We start from the raw sequence: 16618 nt of genomic DNA on the forward strand, positions 1-16618 counted from the left end.
GTACCGCACCAGGAGAATGCGCATACAACGCGCCATCCTCGAACGGGGCTTTCGGGGGCGAATCGCGTGCAGGCCCGTCGGTCGAGTAGCGTTGCCGACCATGCGTCTCGTCATTGCCCGCTGCTCCGTCGATTACGCGGGCCGGCTCACCGCCCATCTGCCCTCGGCACCCCGTCTGATCCTCGTGAAGGCCGACGGCAGTGTCTCGATCCACGCGGACGACCGAGCGTACAAACCGCTCAACTGGATGTCCCCGCCCTGCACCCTCAAGGAGGGGAGCGGCGACGACGCCGGCGTCTGGACCGTCGTCAACAAGGCGGGCGAGAAGCTCATCATCACCATGGAGGAAGTCCTCCACGACTCCTCGCACGAGCTGGGCACCGACCCGGGTCTGATCAAGGACGGCGTCGAGGCCCACCTGCAGGAGCTCCTGGCCGACCGGATCGAGACCCTCGGCGAGGGCTACACGCTGATCCGCCGCGAGTACATGACCGCGATCGGACCGGTCGACATCCTGTGCCGGGACGCCTCCGGCGCGACGGTGGCGGTGGAGATCAAGCGCCGCGGCGAGATCGACGGCGTCGAACAGCTCACGCGCTACCTGGAGCTCCTGAACCGGGACCCGCACCTGTCGCCCGTCAAGGGCATCTTCGCGGCCCAGGAGATCAAGCCCCAGGCCCGCGTCCTGGCGAACGACCGCGGCATGGACTGCGTCGTCCTCGACTACAACGCGATGCGCGGCATCGAGGACGACAAGCTCCGCCTGTTCTAGGCGCTGTCCGTACGGGGCGGGGCGGGGCGGCGGCGATCGCGCCCCCGCCCCGCCCCGTCCTGCGTGAACGGGCCCGTCAGGGGGCCTGGTTCCCCGTCTCGCCCGTCTCCGCCACGGGGGGCTTCGGCTCGTCGGTCGGCACCGTGTGCGTGGGGCTCGGCGACACGGTCGCGGACGGGCTCGGGGAAGCCGGCGGGCTGCTCACCGGCGGGGGCGAGCTCGACACCGGCGGCGAGGCCGGGCTCGATGACGGCGGAGTCGGCGTCGGCGTCGGCGACGGCTTGCCCGAGGGCGTCTTCTTGGGCGACGGCGTCGCACCCGGTGCCTGCGCGGTGGGGGACGAGGCTCCCGGCTCCGGCGAGGGATCGCCACTGCTCGGACCCGGGGTGCTCGGCTGCGGCTGCGTCTCCTCCGAGGTCGGCGCCGTGGAGACCGCGGGCGCCTGGGCCGGCGGCTCCTCGTCGCTGTCCATCGCCAGGGCGACCACCGTGCCCAGCACCACGGCGGTCACCGCCCCGGCCGCGGCCAGCAGCAGCGGCTTGCGACCGGACTTCGGCTTCGGCGCGGGCGTCGCCTTGGGCGCCGGGGCCGGCTCGGGGCTGAGGGGGAAGGCGTCCTCGAACACCTCGGCCAGGGTGGCGGGCGCGACGGAGCCCGGAGGCGCCACCGCGGGCACGACCGTCGTGAAGGCTTCCGGGGCGCGCGTCGCCGCACGCTCGGGTACGGGGGCGGCCCCGGGGCCCGCCCCGGGCAGGGCGGCGAGGGCCTTCGACAGCGTCGCCGGGGTCACAGGAGCAGCGGGCGCCACGGGAGCCCCGGGCGCGGCAGCCGCCCCGGTCGCACGGGGAGCCGAAGGCGTCCCGGCAGCGCCAGCAGCGCCAGCAGCGCCAGCAGCGCCAGCAGCGCCAGCAGCGCCAGCAGCGCCAGCAGCGCCAGCAGCGCCAGCAGCGCCAGCAGCGCCAGCAGCGCCAGCAGCGCCAGCAGCGCCAGCAGCGCCAGCAGCCAACGGAGTCCCGGCTGCACCGGGAACGGCCGGAACCCGGGGAACGTCAGGAAGCGGCGGAGCCCCGGCAGGCCCGGCGACCCCGGCAGCTCCAGGAACTCCAGGAACTCCAGGAACTCCAGGAACAAACGGAGCCCCCGCAGGCCCGGTGAGCGCAGGGAACGGCGTAGTCCCGGCAGCCCCGGGAAGCCCCGCAGGAGCGGGAACCCCGGGCAGTCCGGGAGCCCCGGCAAGACCGGCAAGACCCGGAGGCAGCGGAGCCCCCGCAGTCCCGGGGACCGGCGGGACACCCGCAGCACCCGCGGTGCCCGCGACACCAGCACCACCCGGGACACCCGCAATGCCCAGCACGCCCGCACCACCCGGTGCCCCCGCACCACCCGGTGCCCCCGGAACCGCCGGCACGCCCGACGCGCCCGGCCGCCCGGGCCCGGCCGCCCTCGGCGCTCCCCCGGCGGCAGCCGTGGACGCGGCCGGCGGGGCCAGTCGCAGGGGCGGCGATATCTGGGTCTCCGCCGACTCCCGGTCGGTGACGAGGGCCAGGGCCCGCCGTCCCGCCACGGTCCCCCGCTTGTCGGCCAGCGCGCCGCGCAGCCCGATCGAGGCCTCCAGCTCGGCCCGTGCCCGGTCGAGCCGGCCTTCGCACAGGGCCAGTACGCCCAGCTCGTGGTGGAAGTACGCCTGCTCCGCGACCTCGCCGGCCTTCCGCGCGGCCTCCGCGCCCGCGCGCAGCACCCGCTCCCAGGCCTCCCAGTGCAGCGAGGCCGCGAACGCCGGGGCCGCCGTCCGCGCCAGCAGTACCGCGGCCACCACATCGGCGCCGGCCAGCGCCGCGAGCACCGCGTCGGCCTCGGAGGCGACGCGGTCCGGACTGACCGAGGTGTGCCCGGTCCACCAGGCGTAGTGCCGGGCGGCCGTACGGGCCTCCTCGGCCGCGGTGTCCCCGTAGCCGGTCTCCTCCAGCTGTCGCACGACCCCCGCGGCCAGCTGGTAGCGCGTCCCGACGGGGCTCAGCAGCCCGCAGTCGAGGAGCTCCGCGACGGCCGTGTCGGCGTGCGTGTCGCCGACCAGCGCGGGCAGGTGCGCGTGGTGCGGCAGCTCCCCGCCGAGCGCGCAGGCGATCCGCAGCGCGGCCCGCGCCGATTCGCTGACCCGCGAGGCGAGCAGTTCCGCCGGGGCGGCGGCCTCGGCCAGCGTCGGCAGCGGCACGAACACGGTGTCGCGCGGCTTCTCGTCGAAGACGCCCGGCTCCTCGTCCTCGGCGTCCTCGTCGTAGTACCCGGTGCGGTTGAGTTCGTCGCGCTGTCGCAGCAGCGCGGCCGCCTGGACGAAGCGCAGCGGCAGCCCATCGGAGGCGAAGCTCAGGTCCCCCGCCCAGGCCGTTTCCTCGTCGGTCAGCGCCCGTCCGGTGCCCGCTTCGAGCAGGGCCAGGCAGTCTGCGCGGGACAGCCCGCCGAGGAAGACCTCTTCGAGGTGCGAGTCGTCGGAGGGGGCCCGGGTGTCGGGGGTGGCGGCCAGCAGGTACGCGCACTCCGGCGTGGCCCGCAGCAGTTCGTCGAGGGCGGTGCCGCCCATGTCGAGGTCGTCGACGAGGACGACGGCGCCTATCTCCGCCACCCGGGCGAGCAGGCCGGCCCGGTCGGGGCGTTCGGCCGGAGCCTCGTACACGGTGGAGTACAGCGCCTGGAGCAGCTCGCCGGGCTGCTGGTGTCCCTGTGCGCAGAGCCGTACGACCCCGTCGGGGGCGAGGTCCGCGCAGGCTCCGGCGACCGCGTCGAGCAGCGCCGTGCGCCCGGATCCGGAGGGTCCGGTCAGCCGTACGGAGCGGCCGCGCGCGAGGAGGCGTACGAGGCGGTCGCGCTCCTCCTCGCGGCCCAGCAGGGGCCGCGCACCGGCCGGGGCGCCCGGCGGTACGGGGGGCCGCGCGGCGGCCGTCGCGGAGGCGCGGGCGGCGGGGGTGCGCTTGACCGGGGTGGGGGCGGGCTCACCGCCGGGGCGGTGCGTCCGGACGATCTCGCTGCCGTCGACGGGGTTCACGGTGAGGGTGTAGTCCCCGGACGTGAGCGTCACCACGCGCGCCGGCGGCTCCGCCGGATCGGCCTGCCCCTGCTGCCCCTGTGTGCTGCGGTCCATGACCAAGTCCCCCGATCGCGCCGTGCGCCGTCGTCTCGCCCGGCCTTCGCACACGCCGCTGTCGCTACTGGTCCGGTTTCCGCCCGAACCCTAGACCGTGCCCGGCCGGGCGTGAACCGCAGGGGTGCCTTCACCACCGGACCGTTACGTTTGCGCAGACCCTGTAAAGCAGGTTCACGCGCGCGGCAGCGACTCCGCTTCCAGTCCGCCCTCGATCGCGAGGATCCGGTGCAGCCGGGTGGCGACGAGCAGCCGCTGCATCTGCGGCGGGACCCCGCGCAGGACGAGCCGCCGGCCGCTCCGGCCGGCCCGGCGGTGGGCGCCCATGATCACGCCGAGACCCGTCGCGTCCCAGGAGTCGAGCCCGGTGAGGTCCAGCACGAGGTCGCCGTGACCGTCGTCCAGGGCGGTGTGCAGGACCGTACGGGCGTCCGCCGCGCTGCGCACGTCGAGGCGACCCCCGACAGCGAGTTCGGCGTGGTCGCCCCTGATGTGCATGTGTACTCCCGGCAGCGCGGTACTGATTGCTTATGGTCCGACTGGTCCGTGGTCGGCAACTCTCACTGCAACTGACTGCCTCAGGGGCAGGGAAGTTGCCGACCGTGAGCGAACCGATACCTAATTCACCCTGTGGGGTGCAGGCCTTCGAACTGGTGCTCAGTGCTTGTAGAAGCCCTGACCGCTCTTGCGGCCGATGTCGCCCGCGTCGACCATGCGGCGCATCAGCTCCGGCGGCGCGAACTTCTCGTCCTGCGATTCCGTGTAGATGTTGCTGGTGGCGTGCAGCAGGATGTCGACGCCGGTGAGGTCCGCGGTGGCCAGCGGGCCCATCGCGTGCCCGAAGCCGAGCTTGCAGGCGATGTCGATGTCCTCGGCGGACGCGACGCCCGATTCGTACAGCTTCGCGGCTTCCACGACCAGCGCGGAGATGAGACGGGTCGTCACGAAGCCGGCGACGTCGCGGTTGACGACGATGCAGGTCTTGCCGACCGACTCGGCGAACGCACGGGTGGTGGCGAGGGTTTCGTCACTCGTCTTGTAGCCGCGCACGAGCTCGCACAGCTGCATCATCGGGACCGGCGAGAAGAAGTGCGCACCGACGACCCGCTCCGGACGCTCCGTCACGGCCGCGATCTTGGTGATCGGGATGGCGGAGGTGTTGGAGGCGAGGATCGCGTCCTCGCGCACGAGCTTGTCGAGCGCGCGGAAGATCTCGTGCTTGACCTCGAGCTTCTCGAAGACGGCCTCGACGACGATGTCCGCGTCGGCGACCGCTTCCAGCTCTGTGGTCGTGGTGATGCGGGCGAGCGCCGCCTCGGCGTCCTCGGCCGTCAGCTTGCCCTTGGAGACGAAGCGGTCGTACGAGGCCTTGATCCCGTCGGTACCACGCGTCAGAGCGGCATCGGTGACATCGCGCAGCACGACGTCCCAACCCGCCTGAGCGGAGACCTGCGCGATTCCGGAACCCATCAGTCCGGCACCGATGACGGCAAGCTTCCCAGCCACTGCACACCCCACGTTCTTCGATAGGACACGGCCTCGAATACGGCACAGCCTCGTTCGTTCTCCGGCGGAGACTAGCGTCCGGGAGGGGCCGAGTGACCGCGAAGTAACACGCGTCACGTCTCAGATGACGGACATCACACCGGGACGGCCCAGCAGTGCGACAGGGGGCCGCAGTTGGCCCGCACTAGGGGGTGTCTTGCCGATCGGGCCGGATCAGGGAGCGGCGGCCGGTGCCGTGCATCGCAAGGCGGAGGAGGGAGTCGACGCGAATGGGGTCTCCCCTGCTCGAGCGAAGCCGAGAGCTTGGGGAAGTCGGCGAGTGACGACAACGCGGCGAGGCGCGGCACCGGCCGCCGCGAGCCCGGCCTGATCGGCAAGACACCCCCTAGGGTGGCGGCATGGTGAACCTCACGCGCATCTACACCCGCACCGGCGACCAGGGCACGACCGCGCTCGGCGACATGAGCCGCACGGCCAAGACCGATCTGCGGATCTCGGCGTACGCCGACGCCAACGAGGCCAACGCGGCCATCGGAACGGCCATCGCACTCGGCTCACTGCCCGCCGATGTCGTGAAGGTCCTGGTCCGTGTGCAGAACGACCTGTTCGACGTGGGCGCCGACCTCTGCACCCCGGTGGCCGAGAACCCGGAGTACCCGCCGCTGCGCGTCGAGCAGTTCTACGTGGACAAGCTGGAGGCCGACTGCGACCTCTTCAACGGCGAGCTGGAGAAGCTCCGCAGCTTCATCCTCCCCGGCGGCACCCCCGGCGCGGCCCTCCTGCACCAGGCGTGCACGGTGGTCCGGCGCGCCGAGCGCTCCACGTGGGCGGCCCTGGAGGTGCACGGCGAGGTCATGAACCCGCTGACGGCCACCTACCTCAACCGCCTCTCCGACCTCCTCTTCATCCTGGCCCGCACGGCCAACAAGGAGGTCGGCGACGTCCTGTGGGTCCCCGGCGGCGACCGGTAGGTCCCGGACGGCCGGCCCGGGGCAGACCCTAGGGCCGGTCCGCGGAGGAGAGCGCCTTCGCCGGTGCCCGCTTCGGCCACACCGTGTAGGCGACGGCGATCAGGGCGTGGATGCCGGCCACCCGCAGGGCCGTGAACTGCCATCCGCGCAGCACCGCGGTGTCGCCCGAACCGCCGACGTACCAGATCGCGGCCTGCAGCAGGCCGGCCGCGACGGCCGCCGCGAGGACGGTCCGCGCGACCAGCTTCCACTCGTGGACGGCCCGCGCCGTGCCGTAACCGGCGCCGGCCGGCTTCGGGCCCCCGGCCAGCCGGTACGCGGCGTGGCCGTCGAGCCAGCGCACGGTGTAGTGCCCGTAGGCGACGGTGTAGCCGAGGTACAGCGCGGCCAGCCCGTGCTTCCAGTCCGGCTCGCCGCCGCCGCGCAGGTCCACCGCGGTGGCCACCAGCAGCGCCAGCTCCAGGAGCGGCTCGCACAGCAGGACGGCCGCGCCGGTCTTCGGCATCTTCGCGAGGTAGCGCAGGGCCAGGCCGCCGGCCAGCAGGACCCAGAAGCCGACTTCACAGGCGATGATCAGGGTGACGAGCACGGGAGTCTCCGTTCCTGTGGTGGGGGGATGCCTCCAGCTTCCCGCCCGATGCGCACCGTTTCCTCGTCGGCGATGACGAATCCCACGGTGGCCGCCCTGCATCCTTCGATGTACGGGACCCGTCCGAAAGGCAGCCCCGATGGCGACGCCCGGCCCCGCCGCAGCCTGTTGGATGGGTCCGTGACCCTCAAGATCCCGCCCCCGCACCGCGACGACGTACTGCTCGCCGGGTGCAGCGTGGCCGCCGGCCTGCTCCTGTGGTCGCTCGGGGTGCACAGCTCCCCCAGCCGGGACCTGCTCCCGGCCTGGGCCGCCCTGGTGCCGCTCCTCGTCCTCGGCCCGATGGAGCTGCTGCGCCGCAGCATGCCCCGGGTGACGCTGGCGGTCGGCACCGCGGGGCTGATCGCCGACCAGTTCACCGTGGGGAACCTGGCCACCGTCCTGATCTTCACCGACCTGATGTACGCGGCCGTCGTCTACGGCAAACCGGCCATGGCCCGCCGCCTCCCGGTCCAGACCGGCCTGATCACCGTCGCCGTCACCATCGCCGCCGTGGCCTGGCTGCGCACCCCGCAGGCGCTGCTGATCGGCGTGGTCACCGGCATCGTGAGCTTCGGACCGGCATTGACCGGCGCCACCCTGCGCAACCACCGGGAGGCCGCCGTGGCCGCCCGGCTGCGCGCCGAGCAGACCGCGCTGCTGGCCGAGATGGACCGGTCGCAGGCGGTCGTCGCCGAGCGGGCCCGGATGGCCCGCGAACTGCACGACATGGTGGCCAACCACCTCTCCGCCATCGCCATCCACTCCACCGCCGCGCTCTCCATCGACTCCCCCGCCACCAGCCGCGAGGCGCTCGGGGTGATCCGGGAGAACAGCGTCCAGGGACTGGCCGAGATGCGCCGCCTGATCGGACTGCTGCGGGACGCGGGCGCCGGACAGGAGGCCGTCGCCACGCCTTCGCTGGACGGGCTGGACGCCCTGCTGGAGCAGGCCCGTACGAACGGGGCCGCGAGCGGGCTGGACTTCGTACTGCGCGACGACCGGCCCGGGGAAGCGGCGGAAGCCGGGAACACCCGGGGGGCGACCCGTGAGCCGCTGCCCGCCCCGGTGGAACTGGCGGCGTACCGGATCGTCCAGGAGTCGCTGACCAATGCCCTCAAGCACGCCGCTCCGGGCACGGTCACCGTCCGCCTGGCCCGCGACCGCCCCGCGGGCGGCGGCCGGGCCGCCGGCGGCGCCGGCGCGCTGCACGTCGTGGTCGAATCCCCCTACGGGGACCGCCCCGGCCCCCGCGCACCCGGCTCCGGCGCCGGCCTGATCGGCATGCGTGAGCGGACGGAACTGCTGGGCGGGGCATTCGAAGCGGGCCGCGCGGACGCGGTCTGGCGGGTCCGGGCGACGCTGCCCGTGGAAGAAGAGGCGGTACGGGCATGACGATCAGGGTCGTGGTGGCGGAGGACCAGAGCGCGGTACGGGCCGGGCTGGTCCTGATCCTGCGCAGCGCCGGGGACATAGAGGTGGCGGGCGAGGCCGCGGACGGGGAGGAGGCCGTGCGCCTGGCCCGCGAGCTGCGGCCCGACCTGGTGCTCATGGACGTGCAGATGCCGCGCCTGGACGGGGTCTCGGCGACCCGTCAGGTGGTCGCGGAGGGGCTGGCCGACGTCCTCGTGCTCACCACCTTCGATCTGGACGAGTACGTCTTCGGCGCACTGCGGGCGGGCGCGTCGGGCTTCCTGCTGAAGGACGCGGACGCGGCGGAACTGATCACGGCGGTACGGACCGTCGCGCGCGGGGAGGGCCTGATCGCCCCGGCGGTGACCCGCCGGCTGATCGCGGAGTTCGCGGCGCCGCGGCCCGTACGGGTCCCCGTACCGGCGACGGTGGAGTCGCTGACCCCGCGCGAGCGGGAGGTGCTGGGGTGCCTGGGCGAGGGGCTGTCGAACGCGGAGATCGCGGTGCGCCTGGAGATGGCGGAGGCGACGGCGAAGACGCACGTCAGCCGGGTGCTGGCCAAACTGGAACTGCGCAGCCGGGTCCAAGCAGCCGTAATGGCACAGGAGTTGGGGCTCTAGCAAGATCCGGCTGGAAATGCATCAGAGGTCGCTATGGGAGGTCTGGACCTCTTGACGGTTGGTCCAGACCTTTCTACTCTCACGCACAACTGTGGTGAGCGTGCCATGACAAAACGTCATACGGTGCGCTCACGGGCGGCGCAGGTCCCACCCCCATGCAGCGGCCGTCCCCACGGCCGCTGCGGACCTCGGAGGAGCACCCTTGAGCACAGCACCCCCACGACGCGCACCGCTGTTTCGAAGAGTCGCGGCCGCACTGGCCGTCCTCACCCTGCCCGTCGCCGGACTGGTGGCCCTCGCCGGTCCCGCCGAGGCGGCCGCCTCCGCCACCGCGACGTACACCAAGGTCTCCGACTGGGGCACCGGCTTCGAGGGCAAGTGGACGGTGAAGAACACCGGCACGACCACCCTCAGCAGCTGGGCCGTGGAGTGGGACTACCCGGCCGGCACCGCCGTCACCTCCGCCTGGGACGCCACCGTCACCAGCTCGGGCACCCACTGGACCGGCAAGAACGTCGGCTGGAACGGCACCCTCGCCCCGGGCGCCACCATCAGCTTCGGTTTCAACGGCACGGGCTCCGGCGCCCCCAGCGGCTGCAAGGTCAACGGCGGCAGCTGCGACGGCGGCACCACCCCCACCGACACCCCGCCCGGCGCCCCCGGCACCCCCACGGCCAGCGGCGTCACGGACACGGGCCTGACCCTCGGCTGGGCCGCGGCCACCGACGACAAGGGCATCAAGAACTACGACGTCTACCGCAACGGCACCAAGATCGCGACCGTCACGGGCACCTCGTACACCGACTCGGGCCTGACCAAGGGCACGACGTACGGCTACACGGTCACCGCCCGCGACACCATCGACCAGACCGGCCCCTCCTCCGGCACCCTCTCGGTGACCACCACCGGCGGAACCAACCCCACGGACAACCCGCCCGGCGCTCCCGGCACCCCCACGGCGAGCAACGTCGGCGAGACCGGGCTGACGCTGAGCTGGACCGCGGCCACCGACGACAAGGGCGTCAAGAACTACGACGTCTTCCGCAACGGTGCCAAGATCGCGACCGTCACCGGCACGTCGTACAACGACTCGGGCCTGACCAAGGGCACCAGCTACACCTACAGCGTGACCGCCCGCGACACCATCGACCAGACCGGCCCCTCCTCCGGCACCCTGGCCGTGACCACCCCGGGCGGCCCGATCGACCCGCCGCCGGGCGGCCCGGTCAAGCTGGGCTACTTCACCAACTGGGGCGTCTACGGGCGCAACTACCACGTGAAGAACCTGGTCACCTCCGGCTCCGCCGCGAAGATCACACACATCAACTACGCCTTCGGCAACGTCCAGGGCGGCGCCTGCACCATCGGTGACGCCTACGCCGACTACGACAAGGCGTACACCGCCGACCAGAGCGTCGACGGCGTCGCCGACACCTGGGACCAGCCGCTGCGCGGCAACTTCAACCAGCTGCGCAAGCTCAAGAAGCAGTACCCGAACATCAAGGTGCTGTGGTCCTTCGGCGGCTGGACCTGGTCCGGCGGCTTCGGCCAGGCCGCGGCCAACCCCACCGCCTTCGCGAACTCCTGCTACAACCTGGTCGAGGACCCGCGCTGGGCCGACGTCTTCGACGGCATCGACCTGGACTGGGAGTACCCGAACGCCTGCGGCCTGTCCTGCGACACCAGCGGCGCCGCGTCCTTCAAGAACATGATGCAGGCCATGCGCGCCAAGTTCGGCGCGAACAACCTGGTGACCGCCGCGATCTCCGCGGACGGCTCCAACGGCGGCAAGCTCGACCTCGCGGACTACGCGGGCGCGGCCCAGTACACCGACTTCTACAACGTCATGACGTACGACTTCTTCGGCGCGTGGGACGCCAAGGGCCCGACCGCCCCGCACTCGCCGCTCACCTCGTACAGCGGCATCCCGATCGCCGGCTTCAACTCCGAGGCCGCCATCACCAAGCTCAAGGGCAAGGGCATCTCCGGCTCGAAGCTCAACCTCGGCATCGGCTTCTACGGCCGCGGCTGGACCGGCGTCACCCAGGCCACCCCCGGCGGCACCGCCACCGGACCGGCCGCCGGCACCTACGAGCAGGGCATCGAGGACTACAAGGTCCTCAAGAACTCCTGCCCGTCGACCGGCACCGTCGCCGGCACGGCCTACGCCAAGTGCGGCAGCAACTGGTGGAGCTACGACACCCCCGCCACCATCGCCTCGAAGATGACCTGGACCAAGCAGCAGAATCTGCGGGGAGCCTTCTTCTGGGAGTTCAGCGGAGACACCACGAACGGTGAGCTCGCGAACGCGATCCACACCGGCCTGCAGTGAGCCCCACGCACTGACCGGTGACAAGACGAAGCCGGAGGGACGGGTCCGCCCCCGTCCCTCCGGCTTCTCGTGTGTCACGCCTCAGGCGACGTTCACCCGCTGCCCGGGCGGCGCGGCCTCCAGCCAGGCCAGGAAACCGGTCAGCGCGTCATCGCTCATCGCCAGCTCCAGCCGGGTGCCGCGGTGCGAGCAGCACAGGACGACGGCGTCGGAGAGCAGGGCCAGCTCCTCCTCGCCCTCGGGCGCACGGCGGGCGATGACCTCGATGGAGGCCCGCTCCAGCAGCCGGCGCGGCCGCGGGGAGTAGCTGAAGACGCGGAACCAGTCGATGCGGTCACCGCTGTAGCGCGCGACCCCGTACACCCAGCCCTTGCCGGAGACGTCCGGTTCCTCGGACACGCCCCAGCGCATGCTGCAGTCGAAGGTGCCGCCGGAGCGCTGGATCAGCCTGCGGCGCAGCCCGAACACAAACAGCCCGATCACCACCAGGGCTACTACGACCAGGCCGCTCACAAGCAGAGCGAGGAGCATCTTTCACCGACCTCCTCGCTCATCGAATACCCAAAACGAAAAACGACCTGCATCGCCTCAGCCGCGACCCGGTCCGGAAAATTCCGGAACAGGCCGCGGCTGAGGTTTCAAACTCTTACCGGTACCGGGGCTCAGCGCCCCGAAACCGCGCGCAGCCGGACATCGGCGCGACGCTCGGAGACCGCATCGGTCTCCGCCTTCGCGCGCTCCAGTGCCCGCTCCGCCCGCTCGACGTCGATCTCGTCGGCAAGCTCGGCGATCTCGGCCAGCAGCGACAACTTGTTGTCCGCGAACGAGATGAATCCGCCGTGCACCGCGGCGACAACAGTGTTGCCCTCGACGGTACGGATGGTCACCGGGCCCGATTCCAGCACACCGAGAAGCGGCTGGTGACCGGGCATGACGCCGATGTCGCCGGACGTGGTGCGGGCGACAACCAGGGTGGCCTCGCCGGACCAGACATTCCGGTCCGCCGCGACCAGCTCGACGTGCAGCTCAGCAGCCATGGTGGCTCCTCGGGTCACCACCCGGCGGAATGGCCGGGTGTTGGGTCAAATTCTAATGGGCGTGAGGAGAGGGACGGGACACACCCGCCCCTCTCCGTCATTCAGCTGTGCTCACGGATGAGCGCGGCTTCAGGAGACGCCCAGCTCCTTGGCGTTGGCCTTGAGGTCCTCAATGCCACCGCACAGGAAGAACGCCTGCTCGGGGAAGTGGTCGTAGTCTCCGTCGCAGATCGCGTTGAAGGCCACGATCGACTCGTCGAGCGGAACGTCCGAACCGTCGACGCCGGTGAACTGCTTGGCGACGTGCGTGTTCTGCGACAGGAAGCGCTCGACACGACGGGCACGGTGGACAACGAGCTTGTCCTCCTCGCCCAGCTCGTCGATACCGAGGATCGCGATGATGTCCTGGAGGTCCTTGTACTTCTGCAGGATCCCCTTGACGCGCATCGCCGTGGCGTAGTGGTCCGCCGCGATGTACCGCGGGTCGAGGATGCGGGACGTCGAGTCCAGCGGGTCCACGGCCGGGTAGATGCCCTTCTCGGAGATCGGACGGGAAAGAACCGTCGTCGCGTCGAGGTGGGCGAAGGTGGTGGCCGGCGCCGGGTCGGTCAGGTCGTCCGCGGGGACGTAGATCGCCTGCATCGAGGTGATCGAGTGACCGCGGGTCGAGGTGATGCGCTCCTGCAGCAGACCCATCTCGTCAGCCAGGTTCGGCTGGTAACCCACGGCGGACGGCATGCGGCCCAGAAGGGTCGACACCTCCGAACCGGCCTGGGTGTAACGGAAGATGTTGTCGATGAAGAAGAGCACGTCCTGCTTCTGCACATCGCGGAAGTACTCCGCCATGGTCAGACCGGCAAGCGCGACGCGAAGACGGGTGCCCGGGGGCTCGTCCATCTGACCGAAGACAAGCGCCGTCTTGTCGATGACGCCGGACTCGGCCATTTCCTCGATGAGGTCGTTGCCCTCACGGGTACGCTCACCGACGCCCGCGAAGACCGACACACCGTCGTGGTTGTTGGCGACGCGGTAGATCATTTCCTGGATCAGAACGGTCTTGCCGACACCGGCACCACCGAACAGACCGATCTTTCCACCCTTGACGTACGGGGTGAGAAGGTCGATGACCTTGACGCCGGTCTCGAACATCTCGGTCTTCGACTCGAGCTCGTCGAAGCGGGGCGCCTTGCGGTGGATCGGCCAGCGCTCGGTGACGTTGGCGTTCTCCTCCGGGTAGTTCAGCACCTCACCGAGGGTGTTGAACACCTTGCCCTTGGTGAAGTCACCGACGGGGACGGTGATGCCCTCGCCCGTGTCGGTCACCGCGGCCTGGCGGACCAGACCGTCGGTCGGCTGCATCGAGATGGTACGGACGAGGCCGTCACCCAGGTGCTGCGCGACCTCGAGGGTCAGGGTCTTGAGCTTGCCGTCCTCGGCCGGGTCGGCGACCTGGACCTTGAGGGCGTTGTAGATCTCGGGCATGGCGTCGACGGGGAACTCCACGTCGACGACCGGGCCGATGACCCGGGCGACGCGGCCCGTGGCGGCGGCCGTCTCAACAGTGGTCGTCATTACTTGTCACTCCCCGCGGTCGCGTCAGCCATGGCGCTCGCGCCACCGACGATCTCGCTGATTTCCTGGGTGATTTCGGCCTGGCGGGCCGCGTTGGCAAGCCGGGAGAGGCTCTTGATGAGATCCCCGGCGTTGTCGGTAGCCGACTTCATCGCGCGGCGGCGGGCGGCGTGCTCGGAAGCGGCCGACTGCAGCAGTGCGTTGTAGATGCGGCTCTCGACGTAGCGCGGCAGAAGGGCGTCGAGGACGTCCTCCGCCGACGGCTCGAAGTCGAACAGCGGAAGGATCTCGCCCTTCGTACCGCTCTCCTCCGCAGCCTTGTCGAGGCTGAGCGGCAGCATCCGGCCGTCCACCGCGTTCTGCGTCATCATCGACACGAATTCCGTGTAGACGATGTGCAGCTCGTCGACGCCACCCTCGGCCGTAACCGTCTGGATGGCCTCGATCAGCGGCGCCGCGACGCGCTTGGCGTCGGCGTAGGCCGGGCTGTCGGTGAAGCCCGTCCACGACTCCGTGACCTTGCGCTCACGGAACCCGTAGTAGGCGACACCCTTGCGGCCGACGATGTAGGTGTCGACCTCCTTGCCCTCGCCGCGCAGCCGCTCGGTGAGCCGCTCCGCCTGCTTGATGGCGTTCGAGGAGTAGCCGCCGGCCAGACCGCGGTCGCTCGTGATGAGCACGATCGCGGCGCGCACCGGCGCCTCGACCTCCGTGGTCAGGGCGTGCTTGGTGTTCGAACCGGTCGCCACCGCGGTCACCGCACGGGTGAGCTCGGTCGCGTACGGCATCGACGCCGCCACCTTGCGCTGCGCCTTGACGATGCGCGAGGCGGCGATCATCTCCATCGCCTTGGTGATCTTCTTGGTCGCCGTGATGGCACGGATGCGACGCTTGTAGACCCGGAGCTGCGCTCCCATGAGTCAGGTCCCTTCCGTCGTCACTTGGAGACGTTGACGGCCGGTACGTCCTCGCCCAGGAGCTTGCCGTCCGAGGTCTCGAACTGCCGCTTGAAGTTGGCGATGGCGTCGGCGATGGACGTCAGAGTGTCGTCCGACATCTTGCCGCCGTCCGCGATGGAGGTGAGGAGCTCCTTGCGCTCGAGGCGCAGGTGGTCCAGCAGCTCCGCCTCGAAGCGACGGATGTCGTTGACCGGGACGTCGTCCATCTTGCCGGTGGTGCCGGCCCAGACGGAGACGACCTGCTCCTCGACGGGCATCGGCTGGTACTGGCCCTGCTTCAGCAGCTCCACCAGACGCTTGCCGCGCTCCAGCGAGGCCTTCGACGCGGCGTCCAGGTCGGAACCGAAGGCGGCGAACGCCTCCAGCTCACGGTACTGGGCGAGGTCCAGGCGCAGACGGCCGGAAACCTGCTTCATGGCCTTGTGCTGGGCCGAGCCACCGACACGGGAGACCGAGATACCGACGTTCAGCGCCGGGCGCTGGCCCGCGTTGAACAGGTCGGACTCCAGGAAGCACTGGCCGTCGGTGATGGAGATGACGTTGGTCGGGATGAACGCCGACACGTCGTTCGCCTTGGTCTCGACGATCGGCAGACCGGTCATCGAACCGGCACCCATGTCGTCGGAGAGCTTGGCGCAACGCTCCAGCAGACGGGAGTGCAAGTAGAAGACGTCGCCCGGGTAGGCCTCGCGGCCCGGCGGACGGCGCAGCAGCAGCGACACGGCGCGGTAGGCGTCGGCCTGCTTCGACAGGTCGTCGAAGATGATCAGGACGTGCTTGCCGGCGTACATCCAGTGCTGGCCGATGGCCGAACCGGTGTACGGCGCCAGGTACTTGAAGCCGGCCGGGTCGGACGCCGGGGCGGCGACGATCGTCGTGTACTCGAGCGCACCGGCGTCTTCCAGGGCGCCGCGAACGGACGCGATGGTCGAGCCCTTCTGGCCGATGGCGACGTAGATGCAGCGAACCTGCTTGTTCACGTCGCCCGAGCGCCAGTTGTCGCGCTGGTTGATGATCGTGTCGACGGCAAGAGCGGTCTTGCCGGTCTGGCGGTCACCGATGATCAGCTGACGCTGACCACGGCCGACCGGCACCATCGCGTCGATGGCCTTGTAGCCGGTCTGCATCGGCTCGTGGACCGACTTGCGGACCATGACGCCGGGGGCCTGCAGCTCGAGGGCGCGGCGGCCCTCGGTCGCGATCTCGCCGAGACCGTCGATCGGGTTGCCGAGCGGGTCGACAACGCGGCCGAGGTAACCCTCGCCGACGCCGACGGAGAGCACCTCACCGGTGCGCTGCACCGGCTGGCCCTCCTCGATACCGCTGAACTCGCCGAGGACGACCGCACCGATCTCGCGCTCGTCGAGGTTCAGGGCGAGACCGAGGGTTCCGTCCTCGAACTTCAGCAGTTCGTTCGCCATGGCGGAGGGCAGGCCCTCCACCTTCGCGATGCCGTCGCCGGCAACGCTGACCGTTCCGACCTCCTCGCGCGAGGCCGCGTCCGGCTGGTACGACTGGACAAAGTTCTCCAGTGCGTCCCGGATCTCCTCCGGCCGGATCGTGAGCTCCGCCATCTGGGTTCCCTGCTCTCCTTGTTGGGCCTGAAGCTTCTTAGGGGTCTGGGGGCGACCCCCAGGAATCTTCTGCAAGTTCTGCACGGCCCAACCGGGCC

Annotated in this window: 14 protein-coding genes; 5 read left to right on the top strand and 9 right to left on the bottom strand. The window is 70.9% G+C overall.

The features are described from left to right. Window positions 1-100 precede the first annotated feature (100 nt). Complete coding sequence (nucS, locus tag OG898_RS04735) at window positions 101-772, top strand: endonuclease NucS (RefSeq protein ID WP_250744748.1); 672 nt, start codon at window positions 101-103, stop codon at window positions 770-772. Window positions 773-848: 76 nt separating this feature from the next. Here nucS and OG898_RS04740 read toward each other — a convergent pair whose 3' ends face one another. The 3 genes from OG898_RS04740 to OG898_RS04750 all read right to left on the bottom strand — a co-directional run bounded on the left by OG898_RS04740 (window position 849) and on the right by OG898_RS04750 (window position 5414). Beyond that, window positions 849-3908, bottom strand: coding sequence for an ATP-binding protein (locus OG898_RS04740; protein ID WP_266955137.1), 3060 nt, complete (start codon window positions 3906-3908; stop codon window positions 849-851). A gap of 174 nt (window positions 3909-4082) precedes the next feature. Beyond that, window positions 4083-4406, bottom strand: a complete 324-nt coding sequence (locus tag OG898_RS04745; RefSeq protein ID WP_250744746.1) for an STAS domain-containing protein — start codon at window positions 4404-4406, stop codon at window positions 4083-4085. A 159-nt stretch (window positions 4407-4565) separates the two neighbouring features. Beyond that, a complete protein-coding gene (locus OG898_RS04750; protein WP_250744745.1) occupies window positions 4566-5414 on the bottom strand; it encodes a 3-hydroxyacyl-CoA dehydrogenase family protein in 849 nt (282 codons plus the stop codon). Window positions 5415-5812: 398 nt separating this feature from the next. On the opposite strand from OG898_RS04750, the gene OG898_RS04755 reads away from it, so the two are divergent. Next, a complete protein-coding gene (locus OG898_RS04755; protein WP_250744744.1) occupies window positions 5813-6385 on the top strand; it encodes a cob(I)yrinic acid a,c-diamide adenosyltransferase in 573 nt (190 codons plus the stop codon). Window positions 6386-6413: 28 nt separating this feature from the next. On the opposite strand, the gene OG898_RS04760 is transcribed toward OG898_RS04755, so the two are convergent. After that, complete coding sequence (locus OG898_RS04760; protein ID WP_266955140.1) at window positions 6414-6974, bottom strand: hypothetical protein; 561 nt, start codon at window positions 6972-6974, stop codon at window positions 6414-6416. A 168-nt stretch (window positions 6975-7142) separates the two neighbouring features. Here OG898_RS04760 and OG898_RS04765 point away from each other — a divergent pair, with 168 nt between their 5' ends. The 3 genes from OG898_RS04765 to OG898_RS04775 all read left to right on the top strand — a co-directional run bounded on the left by OG898_RS04765 (window position 7143) and on the right by OG898_RS04775 (window position 11378). After that, the gene (locus OG898_RS04765) at window positions 7143-8408 is read left to right on the top strand and encodes a sensor histidine kinase (protein WP_250744814.1); all 1266 of its coding nucleotides are present in this window, start codon (window positions 7143-7145) and stop codon (window positions 8406-8408) included. Further along, window positions 8405-9046 carry a response regulator transcription factor gene (locus tag OG898_RS04770; protein ID WP_266955142.1) on the top strand — a complete coding sequence of 214 codons (642 nt, stop codon included), beginning with the start codon at window positions 8405-8407 and terminating at the stop codon, window positions 9044-9046. Before OG898_RS04765 ends, OG898_RS04770 begins: the two co-directional genes overlap by 4 nt. Before the next feature lie 202 nt (window positions 9047-9248). Then, window positions 9249-11378 (top strand): glycoside hydrolase family 18 chitinase, encoded by a 2130-nt coding sequence (locus OG898_RS04775; RefSeq protein WP_266955144.1) that lies wholly within the window; start codon window positions 9249-9251, stop codon window positions 11376-11378. 81 nt (window positions 11379-11459) lie between these two features. Here OG898_RS04775 and OG898_RS04780 read toward each other — a convergent pair whose 3' ends face one another. The 5 genes from OG898_RS04780 to atpA form a co-directional block, all read right to left on the bottom strand. Then, complete coding sequence (locus OG898_RS04780; RefSeq protein WP_250744740.1) at window positions 11460-11909, bottom strand: DUF2550 domain-containing protein; 450 nt, start codon at window positions 11907-11909, stop codon at window positions 11460-11462. Between the two features lie 131 nt (window positions 11910-12040). Next, window positions 12041-12415, bottom strand: coding sequence for a F0F1 ATP synthase subunit epsilon (locus OG898_RS04785; RefSeq protein ID WP_250744739.1), 375 nt, complete (start codon window positions 12413-12415; stop codon window positions 12041-12043). Between the two features lie 129 nt (window positions 12416-12544). After that, window positions 12545-13987 (bottom strand): F0F1 ATP synthase subunit beta, encoded by a 1443-nt coding sequence (atpD, locus tag OG898_RS04790; protein WP_266955147.1) that lies wholly within the window; start codon window positions 13985-13987, stop codon window positions 12545-12547. Beyond that, window positions 13987-14904, bottom strand: a complete 918-nt coding sequence (locus tag OG898_RS04795) for a F0F1 ATP synthase subunit gamma (RefSeq protein WP_266955149.1) — start codon at window positions 14902-14904, stop codon at window positions 13987-13989. The genes atpD and OG898_RS04795 overlap by 1 nt, the downstream gene beginning before the upstream one ends. A gap of 20 nt (window positions 14905-14924) precedes the next feature. After that, a complete protein-coding gene (atpA, locus tag OG898_RS04800; protein ID WP_266955151.1) occupies window positions 14925-16520 on the bottom strand; it encodes a F0F1 ATP synthase subunit alpha in 1596 nt (531 codons plus the stop codon). Window positions 16521-16618: the final 98 nt, after the last annotated feature.

This window comes from Streptomyces sp. NBC_00193 (assembly GCF_026342735.1).
GTDB classification, from domain to species: Bacteria; Actinomycetota; Actinomycetes; order Streptomycetales; family Streptomycetaceae; genus Streptomyces; species Streptomyces stoeckheimensis.